Source organism: Streptomyces sp. NPDC044002, from assembly GCF_056434525.1.
The window spans coordinates 1-16,956 of sequence record NZ_JBWKEZ010000042.1; the positions used below are offsets into that span (position 1 = coordinate 1).

At 74.8% G+C, this 16,956-nt stretch carries 15 protein-coding genes; 9 read left to right on the top strand and 6 right to left on the bottom strand.

The window, feature by feature from the left end; genetic code table 11:
- Positions 1–785: 785 nt before the first annotated feature.
- Complete coding sequence (locus tag AC07A6_RS27080) at positions 786–1,685, top strand: arginase family protein (RefSeq protein ID WP_362473220.1); 900 nt, start codon at positions 786–788, stop codon at positions 1,683–1,685.
- A gap of 64 nt (positions 1,686–1,749) precedes the next feature.
- Positions 1,750–3,723 (top strand): DUF5107 domain-containing protein, encoded by a 1,974-nt coding sequence (locus tag AC07A6_RS27085; protein ID WP_478778880.1) that lies wholly within the window; start codon positions 1,750–1,752, stop codon positions 3,721–3,723.
- Positions 3,724–3,727: 4 nt separating this feature from the next.
- Here AC07A6_RS27085 and AC07A6_RS27090 read toward each other — a convergent pair whose 3' ends face one another.
- Positions 3,728–4,567, bottom strand: coding sequence for a methyltransferase domain-containing protein (locus AC07A6_RS27090; protein WP_478778919.1), 840 nt, complete (start codon positions 4,565–4,567; stop codon positions 3,728–3,730).
- Positions 4,568–4,774: 207 nt separating this feature from the next.
- On the opposite strand from AC07A6_RS27090, the gene AC07A6_RS27095 reads away from it, so the two are divergent.
- The 3 genes from AC07A6_RS27095 (at position 4,775) to AC07A6_RS27105 (ending at position 7,853) form a co-directional block, all read left to right on the top strand.
- Positions 4,775–5,347, top strand: a complete 573-nt coding sequence (locus tag AC07A6_RS27095; protein ID WP_362473226.1) for a TIGR03086 family metal-binding protein — start codon at positions 4,775–4,777, stop codon at positions 5,345–5,347.
- A gap of 121 nt (positions 5,348–5,468) precedes the next feature.
- Complete coding sequence (locus AC07A6_RS27100; RefSeq protein WP_478778881.1) at positions 5,469–6,713, top strand: aminotransferase class I/II-fold pyridoxal phosphate-dependent enzyme; 1,245 nt, start codon at positions 5,469–5,471, stop codon at positions 6,711–6,713.
- A 45-nt stretch (positions 6,714–6,758) separates the two neighbouring features.
- Positions 6,759–7,853 carry an MBL fold metallo-hydrolase gene (locus tag AC07A6_RS27105; protein WP_478778882.1) on the top strand — a complete coding sequence of 365 codons (1,095 nt, stop codon included), beginning with the start codon at positions 6,759–6,761 and terminating at the stop codon, positions 7,851–7,853.
- Here AC07A6_RS27105 and AC07A6_RS27110 read toward each other — a convergent pair.
- From AC07A6_RS27110 to AC07A6_RS27125, 4 genes are all read right to left on the bottom strand, one after another.
- Positions 7,850–8,530 (bottom strand): XRE family transcriptional regulator, encoded by a 681-nt coding sequence (locus AC07A6_RS27110; protein WP_478778883.1) that lies wholly within the window; start codon positions 8,528–8,530, stop codon positions 7,850–7,852. The two genes, AC07A6_RS27105 and AC07A6_RS27110, sit on opposite strands and share 4 nt — an antisense overlap.
- 62 nt (positions 8,531–8,592) lie before the next feature.
- Positions 8,593–8,931: a MazG-like family protein gene (locus AC07A6_RS27115; protein WP_478778884.1), complete on the bottom strand. Its 339-nt coding sequence runs from the start codon at positions 8,929–8,931 to the stop codon at positions 8,593–8,595.
- Positions 8,928–9,572, bottom strand: coding sequence for a DedA family protein (locus AC07A6_RS27120; protein ID WP_362473241.1), 645 nt, complete (start codon positions 9,570–9,572; stop codon positions 8,928–8,930). The genes AC07A6_RS27115 and AC07A6_RS27120 overlap by 4 nt, the downstream gene beginning before the upstream one ends.
- Positions 9,569–10,345, bottom strand: a complete 777-nt coding sequence (locus AC07A6_RS27125) for an MBL fold metallo-hydrolase (protein WP_362473244.1) — start codon at positions 10,343–10,345, stop codon at positions 9,569–9,571. Before AC07A6_RS27125 ends, AC07A6_RS27120 begins: the two co-directional genes overlap by 4 nt.
- Positions 10,346–10,465: 120 nt before the next feature.
- Between AC07A6_RS27125 and AC07A6_RS27130 the strand changes: the two genes are divergently transcribed.
- From AC07A6_RS27130 to AC07A6_RS27145, 4 genes are all read left to right on the top strand, one after another.
- Positions 10,466–10,870 carry a hypothetical protein gene (locus tag AC07A6_RS27130; protein WP_478778885.1) on the top strand — a complete coding sequence of 135 codons (405 nt, stop codon included), beginning with the start codon at positions 10,466–10,468 and terminating at the stop codon, positions 10,868–10,870.
- Positions 10,871–11,181: 311 nt separating this feature from the next.
- Entirely contained in the window at positions 11,182–13,236 is a 2,055-nt protein-coding gene (locus AC07A6_RS27135; protein WP_386275409.1) for a phage holin family protein, read from the top strand.
- 75 nt (positions 13,237–13,311) lie between these two features.
- On the top strand, positions 13,312–14,727 hold the full coding sequence (locus AC07A6_RS27140) for an amino acid permease (protein ID WP_478778886.1): 1,416 nt from the start codon (positions 13,312–13,314) through the stop codon (positions 14,725–14,727).
- A gap of 41 nt (positions 14,728–14,768) precedes the next feature.
- Positions 14,769–15,209 carry an SRPBCC family protein gene (locus AC07A6_RS27145; protein ID WP_362473256.1) on the top strand — a complete coding sequence of 147 codons (441 nt, stop codon included), beginning with the start codon at positions 14,769–14,771 and terminating at the stop codon, positions 15,207–15,209.
- A gap of 82 nt (positions 15,210–15,291) precedes the next feature.
- On the opposite strand, the gene AC07A6_RS27150 is transcribed toward AC07A6_RS27145, so the two are convergent.
- On the bottom strand, positions 15,292–16,878 hold the full coding sequence (locus AC07A6_RS27150; RefSeq protein ID WP_478778887.1) for an RNA polymerase sigma factor: 1,587 nt from the start codon (positions 16,876–16,878) through the stop codon (positions 15,292–15,294).
- Between the last annotated feature and the right edge of the window lie 78 nt (positions 16,879–16,956).

The window sequence follows — 16,956 nt, forward strand, 5'->3', positions numbered from 1 at the left end:
GGGTCAGACCCCCGGGAACCACCACCCACATCCTCACTGTCAAGGGCGCTCCTTCGTCGCGTCACTTCGTGATCGCCTTCGGCGACCCTTGACAGGCCGACCCGCCCCGGAAAGCCGAAAGACTGCCGGGAAACCCCCAAAGAAACGGCACGGTCCATAGTTGGAGGGACGGGTCCGTCAGGGATGCAGCGAGGGGCCGGGCCCCGGCCCGCTGGGCATCCGGGCCCTCAAGAGTCGCGCGTGGAAGGTCGTAATCGACCTCCCGTGCGGGAGCCCCCAGGCGCGACAGATCGCTACGCGCTTCTCTTTTCTCAGCGGCCGGCGGCCGTCTTGGGCCGATACCCGCATGAGAGGACGACCAGGACAGCCAGGGAAGGCCTCAGGCGCAGCAGATCGCTACGCGGTCCTCGTTTTCAGGCGGCCGACGGCCGTCCAGGGCTGATACCTGCACCAGAGGGCGAAATGAGCAGCCCTGGAGGTGTCCGGGCGCGGTGGATCGCTACGCGCTCCTCGTTCCTCGGCGGGCGACGGCCGATTTGGGTTGATGCCCGTTCCGGGCCGGGATGGAGCTGTCGGCGCCGGGCAGAATCCAGCCCCGCCTGGGGGCACCTCCCAGCGGTAGCTGGGGGAGTTTGAGGCGCGGGGGTCCGGGGGCGGGGCCCCCGGGAGGGGCCCCCGGGAGGGGCCGGGCGGAGTCCGGGGAACGGGCGAAGGGTGGGGAGGGGCGGGCAGCGCGCAGCGGAAATCCCGGCACGGGCAGCGGTGCATGCCACAGGATGGGCGGCATGCGAAGCCTCGTACTCCTCGACGCCCCGTCCAACCTCGGCCTGCGCCCGCCCGCCCCCGGGACCGTGCCCGGGGTCTACAAGCTCGCCGGCGCGCTGCGCGAGCAAGGGCTGCTCCAGCGGCTCGGTGCCCGTGAGGGCGGGGTGGTCGTTCCGCCGCGCTACGACCGGGGTGGGTGGAAGGAGGGCGACGGCGTCTTCCACGCCGACGCCATCGCCGCGTACACCGTGACCCTCGCCGACCGGATCGAGGCGCACCTGCGGGACGGGGAGTTCCCCGTCGTGCTGGGCGGGGACTGCTCCATCCAGCTCGGCGCCGCCCTCGCGATGCGCCGCCTCGGCCGGTACGGCCTCGCCGCCATCGACGGCTCCGCCGACTTCCGGCACCCCGGCAACGAGGCCGTCAACGGGCCCGTCGGGGCGGCCGGGGGTGAGGAGCTCGCGCTGTCGACGGGGCGGGGGCAGAAGGGCTTGAGCGACTTGGAGGGGCTCGGGCCCTACCTGCGGGAGGAGGACGTGCGGCTCTTCGGGCTGCGTGACGGTGACGGGGACCTGCCGGAGCTGCGGGCGGCCGGAATCGCGGCCCACACCGTCGGGGAGATCCGCGAGCGCGGCGCCGGTGCGGTGGCGCGGGCGGCGCTGGACGGGCTGCACCCGCCGGAGACGGCAGGGTTCTGGATCCATCTGGATGCCGATGTGCTCGATCCGTCCGTCATGCCGGCCGTGGACAGTCCGGACCCGGGCGGGCTGCTGCCGGAGGAACTGGCGGAGCTGTTGGGTGAGTTGGGCCGGTCGCCGCGGTGCGTGGGGCTCAACGTGACCATTTACGACCCGGATCTGGATCCGGACGCGCGTGCGGGCGCGCTGCTCGCCGACCTGGTCGCGGGGGCCTTTGCGTAATCCTGACCGGTGGTGATGTGCGGAACCACTGTGCACGCGGCCCACCCGCGTGTTCCATTTCCCCATGGCGACCACCGTGCGACGTGCCCAGCTGATTCTTTCCGCCGCCTCCTTGGGTCCTGACAACCCGCTGCCCGCGCTGCGCGCCCCCGACGGGGTGCACGAGCTGGACGAGCGTTCGCGGCAGGGGCTGCCGCGCGACATGGCGCGGCAGATTGGCCACGAGCCGCTGCGCTCCCTGCTGCCCGTCCGGATCCGCGACGGATACGGACGGCGGCGGGCGGAGCGGGAGTTCGAGGCGGTCGTCATCGAGAACGGGCTGCTGCGCGTCACCGTGCTGCCCGGGCTCGGCGGGCGGATCCACTCGATGGTGCATATGGGTAGTGGGCGTGAACTGCTTTATCGCAACCCCGTGTTCCAGCCCGCTGATTTCGCGCTGAACGGGGCCTGGTTCTCCGGCGGCGTCGAGTGGAACATCGGGGCCACCGGGCACACCGCCCTGTCCTGTTCCCCGTTGCACGCCGCGCTCGTACCGGCGCCCGACGGGGGTGTGATGGTGCGGCTGTGGGAGTGGGAGCGGCTGCGCGACCTGCCGTTCCAGGTGGACCTGTGGCTGCCCGCGGATTCCGAGTACCTGTACGTGGGCGTGCGCGTGCGCAATCCGCACGAGCGGCCCGCCCCCGTGTACTGGTGGTCCAACACCGCCGTCCCCGAGGGCTCCGGGACGAGGATTCTGGCGCCCGCCGAGGAGGCCTGGCACTTCGGGTACGAGCGGACGCTGCGGCGGATTCCCGTGCCGGAGTGGGAGGGCGCCGACCGGACTTATCCGTTGAGTAGTTACCATCCCGCCGATTTTTTCTACGAGGTCGAGGGCAGGGCCGTTGACCGGCCCTGGATCGCCGCGCTGGATGCGGAAGGGCGCGGGCTGGTGCAGGCCTCCACCGGGCTGCTGCGGGGGCGGAAGCTGTTCACGTGGGGCGCGGGGCCGGGCGGCCGGCGGTGGCAGGAGTGGCTGACGGAGCCCGGTACGGGCGGCTACGCCGAGATCCAGGCGGGGCTGGCCCGCACCCAGCTGGAGCACGTACGGCTGGACGCCGGGGCGGAGTTCAGCTGGCTGGAGGCGTACGGGCCGCTGTCGGCGGAGCCCTCGGCGGTGCACGGGGCCGACTGGGCGGCGGCGCGCGGGGCGGTTTCGGCGGCGCTCGACGCGGTGCTGCCGGCCGGGGCGCTGGAGGCGGCGTACAAGGCGTGGCGCGGGCACGCCGACACCGAACCGGGGGAGCGGCTGGCGGACGGCTCGGGCTGGGGCGCGCTGGAAGTGCTGTGCGGGGGCTTCGAGCTGCCCGGCACCCCCTTCCCGGAATCCACCCTGGAGGAGGAGCAGGAGCCCTGGCTGGAGCTGTGGCGCACCGGCGTCCTCCCCGCGCCGGCCGAGGACGCCCCGCCCGGCCCGGGCCTGGTCGCCGCGCACTGGCGGGACATGCTGGAGACCGCCCCGGCGGACCCGCTGACCGAGTACCACCTGGGGGTGGCCCAGTGGCACGCCGGCGACGTCGCCCAGGCGGTGCGCAGCTGGGAGCGGGGGCTGGCCCAGGCGCCGTCGCGCTGGCCGCTGCTGCGCTGCCTGGCGGCGGCCGACGCCCTGGCCGGGAACGCGGAGCGGGCCGCCGACCGCTACGAGGCGGCCTTCGCGGGCCTGGCGGGGGAGGGCCGGAACGGTGCGTCCTGGGCGGCGGCCGAGGCGGCCCTGGGGCGGGAGGCGATGACCGCCCTGCTCGCGGCCGGACGGCCGGCGGCGGCGCGGGTCGTCTGGGACCGGCTGCGGCCGTCGCTGCGCGAGCAGGGCCGGTTCCGGCTGCTGGCCGCCCGGCTGCTGGCGGCCGAGGGGCACGTGGGCGCGGCCCGGCGGGTCTTCGAGGACGGCTTCGAGATCCCCGACCTGCGGGAGGGGGAGGAGACCCTGTCCGAGGTGTGGGCGGCCCTCACGGACCGCCCCCTGCCCCCGGAGTACGACTTCCGGATGCGCCCGGCGGAGTAGTCCCTCAGACGCGGCACAGCAGTTCGCCGTTCAGGACGGAGAACCAGGCGTCGGGGGCCTTCCCCCAGGCGTGCCAGGCCTCGGCGACGGCGGTCAGCTCCTGCGGGGTGGCGTGGCCGGCCTCCGTCGCGACGGAGGCGTAGGAGGAGGCGGTGGTGCGGTCCGCCCACAGCGAGGACCACCAGGACACCTCCTCCGGCGTGGCGTAGCACCAGGCCGTCGCGGAGGCCGCCACGTCGGTGAACCCGGCCGCCCGCGCCCACGACAGCAGCCTGCGTCCGGCGTCGGGCTCGCCGCCGTTGGCCCGGGCGACCCGCCGGTACAGGCTCTGCCACTCCTCCAGGCCCGGAGTCGCCGGGTACCAGGTCATCGCCGCGTAGTCGGCGTCCCGTACCGCCACGATCCCGCCGGGACGGCACACCCGGCGCATCTCGCGCAGCGCCTGTACGGGGTCTCCGACGTGCTGCAGCACCTGGTGCGCGTGGACCACGTCGAAGGAGTCGTCGGGGAACCGCAGCGCGTGGACGTCGGCCTGGGCGAAGTCGACCGCCCCGGACAGTCCGCGCTCGGCGGCGTACGAGGCCGCCTGCTCCAGCACGTCGGCCGCGGCGTCGACCGCGGTGACGCGGCCGCCGGGCGAGACCAGTTCCGCCAGGTCCGCCGTGATGGTGCCCGGGCCGCAGCCCACGTCCAGCACCCGCATGCCGGGGCGCAGTTCGCCGATCAGGTACGCGGCCGAGTTGGCTGCGGTGCGCCAGCGGTGCGAGCGCAGCACGGACTCGTGGTGGCCGTGGGTGTACAGGGCGGTCTCGTGGGCGTCGCGGGCGTCGTGGGCGTCGGTCATGGCGTACTCCTCGTCGTCGTCGAAGGTCGTCGAAGGCGTTGTGATCACCGTAGGCGATCCGCTCGCGATGCGAGATATGCGTTTCGCCATGTGGACAAGCATGGTGTGGGGCAAGGGGATTGGGCGGGTCGGTGGCAGGGAGGGGTGGGGGCGAGGATCGTGGGGCCCAGGGGGCGGCCGACCTCGGGGCGAAGGACGGTGAGACCCATGCCGCAGACGCTGCTGGAATGGCACGCCGCCGCGTTGCGGCTCTTCGGTGACCGCGTGCGGGCCGTCGGGTCCTCCCAGTGGGACGCGGCCACCCCCTGCACCGAGTGGACCGTGCGCGACCTGGTCAACCACGTCACCGGCGAGCAGCTGTGGATCCCGCCGCTGGTCACCGAGGGGCGCACGGTCGCGGACGTGGGCGACGAACTCTCCGGCGACCTGCTGGGCGACGACCCGCAGGCTGCCTGGGACCGGGCCGCTGCCGCCGGGCACGCGGCCTTCGCCGCGCCCGGCGCGCTGGACCGGACGATCACGCTCTCGTACGGGCCCACGCGCGGATCGGCGTACTGCTCGGAGCTGACGGCGGACTGCGTCGTGCACGCCTGGGACCTGTCGCGGGCCATCGGCGCGGACGACCGGCTGCCGGCCGACCTCGTCGAGTTCTCCATCAAGGAGGTCATGCCGTACGCCGACGGGCTCGCCGCGAGCGGGATGTACGCGCAGCCGCTGGAGGTGCCGGCCGGCGCGGACGCGCAGACCCGGTTGCTGGCCCTCCTGGGGAGGAAGGGGTGAGGGGAAAAGCCCGACGGGGCCGTCACGGTTAACGGGCGTATCGACGTAAATAATCGTATAAAGGGCGGGTCGATCGGTGGTGGCGGCGGAAGGCGGGCACGTGTCGGGGATGGCCGAGGGCATGACGGAAGGGCTCGCCGGGCTCTGGCGCCGCCCGGCGCCGGAGGGGCGCGGGCCCGTCAGGTACGGTCCCCCCGCCCCTGAGCCCGGCCTGCCGGTCCTGCCGGAGCTGACCTCCGTGCTCGCCGCCGCCGCGGACCGCGCCGCCCCCGAACCCCCCGGCGGCGGGCAGGACCTGCGCGAGGCCGCCTGCCGCCACTGGGCCCGGCGCGGGCTCGCCACCGCCCCCGAGAACGTGGCCGCCGGACCTGGCGCGCCCGCCCTGCTGCTGGCCCTGCTCGGCGCCTACGGCGGCGACGTCATGCTGCCCCGGCCCTGTCCCGCCTGGTGGACCCCGCAGGTCCGGTTGTTGGGACGACGGGCCTACCACGTGCCGACCCCGGCGGAGTGCGGCGGCGTCCCCGACCCGTACGCCCTGCTGGAGACCGTGCGGCGGGTCCGCGCCGAGGGCGGCGACCCGCGCGTCCTGCTGCTGTCGGTGGCCGACGACCCGACCGCGACCGTGCCGCCGCCCGAGCTGGTGCGCGAGGCCTGCGAGGCGGCCGAGGCCGCCGGGCTGTTCGTGGTCAGCGACGAGAGCTGGCGCGACACCGTGCACCGGCCGCACGACACGCTGGTGCTGAGCCCCGCCGAGATGCTCCCCGACCGCGCCGCCGTCCTCGTCGACCTCGCCGGAGCACTGCTGCCGGGCGGCTGGCCCGCCGCCGTGGTCCGCTTCCCCGGCACCCCGAGCGGCACCTGGCTGCGCGCCCGCACCCTCGACGTCCTCACCGCCACCGGCGCCCTGGTCGCGGGGCCCGTCGCGGTCGCCGCCGCGCACGCCCTCGACGAGACCGACGCCGTCGCCGGACGCGCCTACGCGGCCGCCGCCCTGCACGGCACGGTGGCCGCCGCCGCGCACCGGGTGCTGCTGGCCGCGGGTGCCCTCGCCCGGCCCCCGCAGGCCGGCCGGCACCTGTACGCCGACCTCACCCCGCTGCGCGCCGGCCTCGCCCGGCACGGGGTCGGGGACGCGATGGAACTGGAGGACTGGCTCGGGGCCCGGCTGGGCACGGCCACACCCGGCGGACAGCGCTTCGCCGACGAACTGGGCGCCCCGCGCGTACGGCTGTCGACCGGACCGCTGCTGGGGGCCACCCCGGCGGAGCGGCTCGCCGCGCTGGGCGCCCGAGACCCGCTGACGCTGCCGCAGGTACGGGGCGCACTCGACCGGCTCGGGTCGGTGCTCGCCGGACTGGCCGACTGAAGTGCGGCCCGCGCCGGCGGGCCGCCGCCGAACGGAGACTTCGCGATGAGGGACCAGCCGGACGCCCCCGTGACCACCGCCCCGGGCGGCGCCGCGGCCGCGCCGCCCGGCCACACGGCCCGCCGCCCGCCGGCGCCCGCCGCGCCCGCCGGACCCCCGCCGGCCCCCGCGCCGGTGCCCGCCGCGCCCCGGCCGCTCGGCGAACACCGCCGCTGGCCGCGCTCGTTCGCCGACCGGCTGACCACCCCGCTGCCCGGGCTGCGCGCCTTCGCCCGGCTGGCCCGCGAGGGCGCCTTCCGGCCCGGGGCCGAGGGGCTGAGCGGCATCCCCGACCTACCGTACGAGCCCGCTCCGCTGCCCGCGGTGCCTCCGGGGACGGTGTCCGCCACCTGGGCCGGGCACGCCAGCTGGGTGCTGCGGACCGGCGGCCTGACGGTGCTGACCGACCCGGTGTGGTCCCGACGGATCCTGGGGACCCCGGCGCGGGTGACTCCCGTCGGGGTGCCGTGGGAGGAACTGCCGCCCGTGGACGCGGTGGTGATCAGCCACAACCACTACGACCACCTCGACGCCCCCACCCTGCGCCGACTGCCCCGCGAAACCGCGCTCTTCGTCCCCGCCGGACTCGCCCGCTGGTGCCGCCGCCGGGGCTTCACCCGGGTGACGGAGCTCGACTGGTGGGAGTCGGCGGAACTGGGCGGCGTACGCTTCGAGTTCGTCCCGGCGCACCACTGGTCCAAGCGGTCCCTGCTGGACACCTGCCGCACCCTGTGGGGCGGCTGGATGCTGACCGACACGGCCCGCAGCCGGAAGGTGTACTTCGCGGGCGACACCGGCTACGGCCACTGGTTCGGGGAGATCGGCCGCCGGCACCCCGGCATCGACCTCGCCCTCCTGCCGATCGGCGCCTACGCCCCGCGCTGGTGGCTGCGCGACGTGCACGCCGACCCGGAGGAAGCCGTACGCGCCTGCCTGGACCTCGGAGCCCGCAGGATGGCCCCGATGCACTGGGCCACCTTCGTACTGTCGGCGGAGCCCGTCATGGAACCCCTGCACCGCACCCGCGCCGCCTGGGCCCGCGCCGGCCTGCCCCGCGAGGACCTCTGGGACCTGCCGATCGGCGCCTCCCGCAGCTTCTAGTCCGCCGGCCCGGCCTTCGCCTTCGGCTTCGGCTTCGCGACCACGTGCATGCGCTCGCCCTGCTTCCCGAAGAGGCTGAGGATCTCCACCGGCCGCCCGTCGGCGCTGCCGAACCAGTGCGGGGTCCGGGTGTCCCACTCGGCGGCCTCACCGGGGCCGAGGACCAGGTCGTGCCCGGCCAGCACCAGCCGGAGCCGGCCGGCCAGCACGTACAGCCACTCGTAGCCCTCGTGCGTGCGCAGGTCGGGGTCGGCGCCGCGGTCCGGGATGACCATCTTGTACGCCTGGAGCGGTCCCAGGCCCTGGGTCAGCGCCACGGACGTCCCGCCGTGCCGCATCGCGCGGGGCGTCATCCGCACCCGGGGATCGCCCACCGGAGGCGCCCCGACCAGCTCGTCCAGGGCCACCCGGTAGGCACGCGCCAGCGGCAGCAGGAGCTCCAGGCTCGGCCGCCGCTGCCCGGACTCAAGCCGCGACAGGGTGCTCTTGGAGATCCCGGTCTCCTCGGACAGCACGGCCAGGGTGAGCCCGCGCCGCTCCCGCAGCCGCCTGAGCCGGGGCCCGACCTCGTCGAGCACGGCGCGGTGCGAGGCGGGTCCGTCCGGCGGGACGCCGCCGGGGCCGTCGGCACGGTCGGGGTCGCGGTCATGAGCATGGGCATGGGCGTGGGCGTCCATGCGGGCATTCCACCCCACCGCCGCCGGAACGGCAACAAGACCGGCGGCCAGGGCGGCGCACCTCAGGGCTCCCGGTCGTCCGGAAGGAAGCGGGCCGACTTCAGGGCCAGTTGCTCCGCGAAGTAGGCCGGCGCGTCCGGCCGCATCCGGGCCAGCGTCACCATCCCGGTGATGATGACGTCGCACACCTCGTCGTGCACGTCGTCCCAGCTGTGCGACTGCCCCTTGCGCGGGTTGCTCCCCGTCGCGCCGATCAACGCCTGCGCGGCCTCGCCGAACTCCTCGCCGATCTTCAGCACTTGCAGTACGTGGCTCTGCGGAGGGTGCACCCCGCGTGCGGCGGCGGCCGCGTCGAAGCGGGCGGCGAGGGCGCGGACCGTGTCCCAGGAGGCGGAGTTCACGGCCGGACCCTGCCCGGCCGCAGCCGCCGCCACACCCCCGGGGCCACGCTGATCAGCAGCGTCAGGCCCACCGCCAGCACCACGCCCTTCCACGGCTCCGAGAACAGCGAGCCGCCCAGGATCCCGATCAGCCCGTACGTAGCCGCCCACGCCACGCAGGCCGGCGCGTCCCCCCGGGCGAACCGGCGCAGCGGCAGCCCGCCCAGCAGGCAGGCCAGCATCACCGGGATCCGGCCCGCCGGGAGCAGCCGCGACAGCACCAGCACCAGCACCCCGTGCTCGTCCAGCTTCTGCCGCGCCCGCTCCAGCCGCTCCGGCTCGGCCCGCCCCCGCAGCGACTCCAGCCACCGGGAGCCGCCCCGCGAACGCACCCCGCGCGACCCCAGCCAGTACAGCGCGACGTCCCCGGTGAAGGCGGCCAGCGCGCCCACCGCGACCACCAGCAGGACCCCGAGCGGCAGCGACTGCTGCTGGTGGAACGCCACCACCGCCGCCGAACTCACCAGCGCCCCCGTCGGGATCACCGGCACCAGCGCCCCCAGCGCCACCAGCACGAACAGCGCCGGATAGCCCACCGCCTGCTGCGTGGTCTCCGGCGGCACCCGGCCCACCACCTCCGCCGCCACCCGCCACCGCGTCACGGCAGCCGCACCCGCTCCCCGTGCCCGGGTACCCGTACCGCTACCTTCGGCGCGAGCCGCCCCGCCAGCCGGGCGAACTCCCCGCCCGGCGCGTGGAACTCGTGCGGCCGCACCGCGTCCATCCCGATCGGCCAGTACGTCCCGTAGTGCACCGGAACCGCCGCCGCCGGAGCCAGCTCCGCCAGGGCCCGCGCCGCCCGCTCCGCGTCCAGGTGCCCCGGCCCCAGGTACGGCCCCCAGCCCCCGACCGGCAGCAGCGCCACGTCCACCGGACCGACCTCCTCGGCCATGGTGTCGAACAGCCCGGTGTCCCCGGCGAAGTAGGTGCGCGCCGCGCCCTCCACCACGTACCCGAGCGCCGGCGCCCGCTGCGGCCCGAACGGCACCCGGCGCCCGTCGTGCCGCGCGCTCACCGCCCGGACCCGCACGCCGTCCCGTACGCCGACCTCCTCGCCCGGCACCACCTCCGTCACCGCCAGCCCCCGCGCCCCCGCGAGCCGTGCCAGCCCCGGCACCGCCCGGCGGGCCCCGCGCGGCACCACCAGCCGGGTGCCAGGAGCCAGCAGCGCCAGCGACGGCAGGTGCAGATGGTCGGCGTGCAGGTGCGAGACCAGCACCACGTCCGCCTCCGCCGCCTCCGGAGGCGGCACCGCCCCGCGCCGCCGCCGCAGGTGCGCGAGCCGCCGGGCGAACAGCGGATCCGTCAGCACCCGCACCCCGGAGTCCCGTACCGCACACGTGGCATGACCCCACCAGGTGATCTCCACCGCCACCCGCCACCACCCCCCTTCCCTCGACAGACCGAGCCTAGGCCGATCCCTGCCCGCCCGCGCGGAAGCAGAACCCGGCGCACCCCTCCTCCCCGGGCCCGGATCGGAGTAGGGTCGGGCGCCATGGATGTGCTGCGCGTGGCCGCGATCGCCAGCCTGGCCCCGCTCGAGGAACTCGATGCCGACCCCTTCGCCGTGGACACCCGCGGCCAGCACGCCGTGTGCGCGCGCTGGGCCGCCGAGCAGGGGTACGTGGTCACCCGGCACCTGCTCTTCTACGGGCTGCGGGCCGACCACTGCGGGCTCTGGCGCGACGTGGACGCCGGACAGGTCGACCTGTTCGTCGCCCCCAACCGCCGGGTCCTGGCCCGGGCGCTGCGCTCCGTCGAGGAGTTCACCGCCGAGTGCGAGCGGCGCGGCGTACGGCTGGAGACCGCCGGGGCCGAGGAGCCGGCCTACACCTCCGCCATGAAGGCCGAGGTGCACCGCCGGCTGTCCATGCCGACCGCCGGCTACGACGGCACCTGACCCCGCGGCCCGGCACGACCGGCCCGCGTCACCCCGTACGACGTCACCCCGTACGACGTCACCCCGTACGACGGCACCCGACGCGACCGCACCCGCCGGCCGCCGGTCCGCCGCGTCCCGTACTCCCGTGCGCCACCCGTGTCGACCGGCCGCTCCCGCCGCCCTGTGCGACGCTGGCAGAGGGGACCGCGGGCCGGGCGCGGGCCGGGGAGCGAGGCGGGTGCGGCGTGTGGCGGGAGCGGTTTCGCTGGCGGGCCGTGGGCGGGGCACTGGTGCGCGTGGTGCTCGTCTGGGCGGCGTCCACCCTGACCATGCTGGTGCTCGCCGGGATCCTGCCCGACTTCCGCCTCCAGTCCGCCGACGGTGACAGCGTCACCCGGATCGGGCTGACGGCCGCCTGGGGAGCCGGGGTCTTCGGCCTGCTCAGCGCCCTCGTGTGGCCGGTCCTGGTACGGGCCCTGCTGCTGGTGCCCGCCCTCGTGCTCGGGCTGCTCGTGTTCTTCCTCAACGGCTCGCTGCTGCTGATGGCCCTCAGCCTGATCCCCGCCGGGCGCGGCGCGGCCGTCGCGCCCGAGACGGCGGTGGTCGTGGCCGCCGCGATGTCCGCCGTGGCCTCGGCCACCTCCACCGCCCTCGCGGTGCGCGACGACGAGGCGTACCGGCGCCGGCTGTACCGGCTCGCCGACCGGCGCCGCCGCCGCTTCGGGGCACCCCCCGGCGGCAGCCCGGGGCTGGTCTTCCTCCAGCTCGACGGGGTCGGCTACGAGGCGCTGCGCCGGGCGGCGGCCGAGGGGCTGATGCCCACCGTGGCCGGCTGGCTGGAGCGCAGCCACCGCGTCATGCCCTGGCACACGGACTGGTCCAGTCAGACCGGCGCCAGCCAGCTCGGCATCCTGCACGGCTCCAACTTCGACGTCCCGGCCTTCCGCTGGTACGAGAAGGACACCGGCGAGGTGATGGTCTGCAACCGGCCCACCAGCGCCGCCGAACTCCAGCGCCGGGCCGTCGAGCGGACCCGGGACGGGGGGCTGCTCACGCTGGACGGCGCCAGCCGGGGCAACCTGTTCAGCGGGGGCGCCGACCAGCTGGCGCTGGTGCTGTCCGTCGCGGCCCGGCGGGGCCGCGCCAACCGCTCCCGCGCGGGCTACTTCGCGTACTTCTCCGACCCGGCCAACGCCGTGCGCACCGCACTGTCCTTCGTCGCCGAAGTGGCCCGGGAGACCGGCCAGTCGCTGCGTTCACGGCTGCGCGGGGACCGGCCCCGGGTGGCGCGCGGCGGGCTCTACCCGCTGATCCGGGCCTTCGCGACGGTGGTCGAGCGGGACGTGGTGGTGGCCGCGGTGATCGGGGACCTGCTCGCCGGCCGCGCCGCCGTCTACGCCGACCTGGTCGCCTACGACGAGGTCGCGCACCACTCGGGCCCGCGGGGCCGGGACACCGACCGGGTGCTGGCCCGGCTCGACCGGAGCCTCGCGCTGATCGCCCGGGTCGCCGAGCACGCCCCCCGGGAGTACCGCGTCGTGCTGCTGTCGGACCACGGCCAGAGCCCCGGGGAGACCTTCCTCGGCCGGTACGGGCTCAGCCTGAAGGACCTGGTCCGGGCGGGCTGCGGGCTGCCCGTCTCCCGCCGGGCCGGCCGCACCCGCAGCGGTGCCGAGGCCCGTGCGGCGGTCCTCGCGGCCCTGCACCGGCCGGTGGAGGAGGAGGCGGAGGAGGCCCGTCCGGGGCCGGGGCCCGGTCCGGTGGTGCTGGCGTCGGGCAACCTCGGCCTGATCTCCTTCCCGGACCTGCCGGGGCGGGCGTCGCGGGCGCTGATCGAGCGGGCCCACCCCGCCCTGCTGCCCACCCTGGCCAACCACCCGGGCGTGGGCTTCCTGCTGGTCGACGGGGAGGTGCTGGGCCCCGACGGGGCGGTGGCGCGGCTGGACGTGCCGGGGGAGGCGGAGGCGCTGCTGGCGCCCTTCGGGCCGGGGGCGGCGCGGGCCGTGCGCCGGACGGACTCCTTCCCGCACGTCGCCGACATCATGGTCAACTCGGCGTACGACCCGGAGACCGGTGCCGTGCACGCCTTCGAGGAGCAGATCGGCTCGCACGGCGGGCTGGGAGGGGAGCAGGCGCACCCCTTCCTGATGTGGCCGACCGTACTGTCGGAGCCGGCCCCGGAGCCGGTGGGCGCCGAGGCCGTGCACGCGGTGCTGCGCCGCTGGCTGCGCGAGGCGGACGGCCCCCAGGTCCCGCTGGCCCCGCGGTCCGCGCAGCAGGCCGAGCGGTCCGCGCAGGCCTCGCGGGAGGATTACCGGCCGGGAGCCCCTTCGGATGGAATCCTTCCTTCCGGGGAGCTCTCCGCGCCGGACGAACCCCGGTGATTTGGCGCCCGGTTCGCGGTGGTCAACCATGTGTTGACCTGCCCAGCATGTGAGACACCCAGAGGCGCACCACCGATGACCAGCACCGCAGCCCCGCCCGCAGAAGCAACGGCACCCGCGCAGGCACTCGCGCAGGAACCCCCGCAGGCACCCCGCCAGGGGGACCGGCACGCCCGCCGCTTCGGCCTCCCGGTCGCCGTCTGCCTGGTCATGGGCAACGTCATCGGCGGGGGCATCTTCCTGCTCCCCGCCTCGGTCGCGCCCTTCGGCACCATCAGCCTCCTCGCCTTCGCCGTCCTGACCCTCGGCGCGATCGCCCTCGCCCTCGTCTTCGGCCGCCTCGCCCAGCGCCACCCGCAGACCGGCGGCCCCTACGTGTACGTGCGCGCCGCCTTCGGCGACTTCGCCGGCTTCCTCGCCGCGTACAGCTACTGGATGACCGCCTGGGTCTCGAACGCCGCGCTCGCCGTGGCCTCCGTCGGCTACCTCGCGGTGCTGTTCCCGGCCGTCGGCGAGCACCGGTGGTCCATGTGCCTGGCCGCCCTGGCCGTGCAGTGGCTGCCCGCCCTCTCCAACCTGGCCGGCACCCGGTACGTCGGCGCCGTCCAGGTCGTCGCGACCGTCCTGAAGCTGGTCCCGCTGCTGCTCGTGGCCGTGGGCGGACTGTTCTTCTTCGACCCGGCGAACCTCGGGCCCTTCCAGGCGAACGACCAGAGCCCGGTGGGGGCGGTCTCCGCCTCCGCCGCGATCCTGCTCTTCAGCTACATCGGCGTCGAGTCCGCCGCCGTCAGCGCGGGCGAGGTCCGCGACCCGGCGCGCAACGTGGGCCGGGCCACCGTACTCGGCACCATCGGCGCCGCCACCGTCTACCTGCTCGGCACCCTGTCCGTCTTCGGCCTGGTCGCCCACGACAAGCTGGTCTCCTCCCAGGCCCCCTTCACGGACGCCGTGAACGTGATGTTCGGCGGCAGCTGGGGCGGCACCCTCGTCGCCTGCGCCGCCGTGGTCTCGATGCTCGGCGCCCTCAACGGATGGACCCTGCTCAGCGCGCAGACCCCGTACGCGGCCGCCAAGGACGGGCTCTTCCCGAAGGCCTTCGAGAAGAAGCAGCGCGGTGTCCCCGTCGTCGGCGTCGTCGTCACCGTCGTCCTGGCCTCCGCCCTCACCGTCTACAACTACACGGCGGGCTCGGCGGCGGTCTTCGAGTCGCTCGTCCTGATCACGACCTTCACCGCGACCGTCCCCTACCTGCTCTCCACCGCGGCCCAGCTGTACTTCCTGGCCTCGGGCCAGGGCGAGCGGGTCCGGCGCGGGCAGCTGGTCCGCGACGCCGTCCTCGCCGGAGCGGCCTTCGCCTTCTCGATGTGGCTGGTCGCGGGCTCCGGCTACGCGGCCGTCTACCAGGGCGTGCTCTTCCTCTTCGCGGGCGTCCTCGTCTACGCGCTGATGGCCGCCCGCAAGCGCCGCGCGGCCGGTACGGCCGCGGAGTAATTTGGAAGAAAGACCGGCCAGGGGGGCTCCGAGGGGTCGCCATGTCCGCGATCAGCAACACCATCGACATCGACCGCAGGCCCGAGGACGTCTTCGCCTACGTGACGGACCCCACGCACCTGCCCGAGTGGCAGGACAGCGCCGTGGCCGCCGTCCCCATGGGAGACCTGCCCGTGCACGTCGGTTCCAGGGTCGCCATCACCAGGCAGTTCGGCAAGCGGAGGATCCCCACCACCATGGAGTTCACCGAGCTCGACCCGCCGCGGAGCTGGCACATCCACGGCGTCGACGGCCCGGTCCGGCCCGACGTGCACGGCAGGATCGAGCCCCTCGACAACGGGACGCGCTCCCGCGTGACCCTGTCGGTCGACTTCGAGGGCCGCGGCCTGGGCCGGGGACTGGTCCCCCTGGTGGTGAAGCCCAGACTCCGCAAGGAGATGCCGCGCAGCGAGGAGAAGCTCAAGCACCTCCTGGAGCACTGACCGCCCCGCCCGGGCGGGGAGGAACGCGGAGGCCCGCGCCGTGACGGCGCGGGCCTCTCGTGTGTCCGGAACCGGGACCGGATCAGTCCAGGTAGTCGCGCAGGACCTGCGAACGCGACGGGTGGCGCAGCTTCGACATGGTCTTGGACTCGATCTGGCGGATGCGCTCACGGGTGACCCCGTACACGCGGCCGATCTCGTCCAGCGTCTTCGGCTGGCCGTCGTTGAGGCCGTAACGCATGGAGACCACGCCCGCCTCACGCTCGGAGAGCGTCCCCAGGATGGACTGGAGCTGCTCCTGGAGGAACGTGAAGGACACGGCGTCGGCCGGCACGACCGCCTCGGAGTCCTCGATGAGGTCACCGAACTCGCTGTCGCCCTCCTCACCCAGCGGGGTGTGCAGGGAGATCGGCTCGCGGCCGTACTTCTGGACCTCGATGACCTTCTCGGGGGTCATGTCGAGTTCCTTGCCCAGCTCCTCCGGGGTGGGCTCGCGGCCCAGGTCCTGGAGCATCTGGCGCTGCACACGGGCGAGCTTGTTGATGATCTCGACCATGTGGACGGGGATGCGGATGGTGCGCGACTGGTCGGCCATGGCACGCGTGATCGCCTGCCGGATCCACCAGGTCGCGTACGTGGAGAACTTGAAGCCCTTGGTGTAGTCGAACTTCTCCACCGCGCGGATCAGACCGACGTTGCCCTCCTGGATCAGGTCCAGGAAGAGCATGCCGCGGCCCGTGTAGCGCTTGGCCAGCGAGACCACGAGGCGGAGGTTGGCCTCCAGCAGGTGGTTCTTGGCCCGGCGGCCGTCCTCGACGAGGATCTCCAGCTCGCGCTTGAACGCGGGCTTGTGGTCCTCCTCCTCTTCGAGCTTGTACTCGGAGAACAGGCCCGCCTCGATGCGCTTGGCGAGCTCGACCTCCTGCTCGGCGTTGAGGAGCGGCACCTTGCCGATCAGCTTCAGGTAGTCCTTGACCGGGTCGGCGGTGGCACCGGCCACCATGACCGTCTGCGCCGGGGCGTCGTCCTCGTCCTCGTCGGACAGCACGAAGCCTTGGCCGCCCGCCTTGGGCGCCTCCTCCTCGGTGTCTTCCGCCAGGTCCTCGACGGCCCAGTCCTCGCCCTCGACGGCCGGGTTCTCGGCGTCGTCGGCGTCCTTGGCACCGGCCTTCTTCGAGGCGGCGGTCTTCTTGGTGGCCGTGGCCTTCTTGGCGGCGGCCTTCTTGACCACGCGCTTCTTCGGCTCGGCGGCGGCCTCGGCCGACACCTCCTCCGACGCGGCGGCCGACGGAGCGGATATCGCCGCGGCGGCGGCCGGGGCGGGAGCGGTGGCGGAGGCCTTGCGCGCGCCGATGGGGCGCGGCGGGGCGACGGCCTTCTTCGTGACGGTGCGGGCCGGGGCGGCAGCTGCCTTGCGGGGCTTCTTGGCAGCAGCCTTCGTGGCGGGGGCGGCGCTGACGTGGAGGGCGACGCCTTCCTCGTCCAGGACCTGGTTCAGGCTGCGCAGGACCCGCTTCCACTGGTCCACCGGGATGCGGCCGGCCTCGAAGGCCTGGCGGACATCGTCACCGTTGATGTGACCCTGCTCGCGGCCGCGCTCGACGAGCGCGACCAGGGCCTCGGATTCGGCGATCTCCGGAGGGAACGTACGGGACGGGCTGAGCGACACAAGGAGCCTCTCGTTGCGAACAGATAGGGAGTGGGCGGGACATCATCGCGCGGACTCGGGAAACAGACCCAAGCGGGT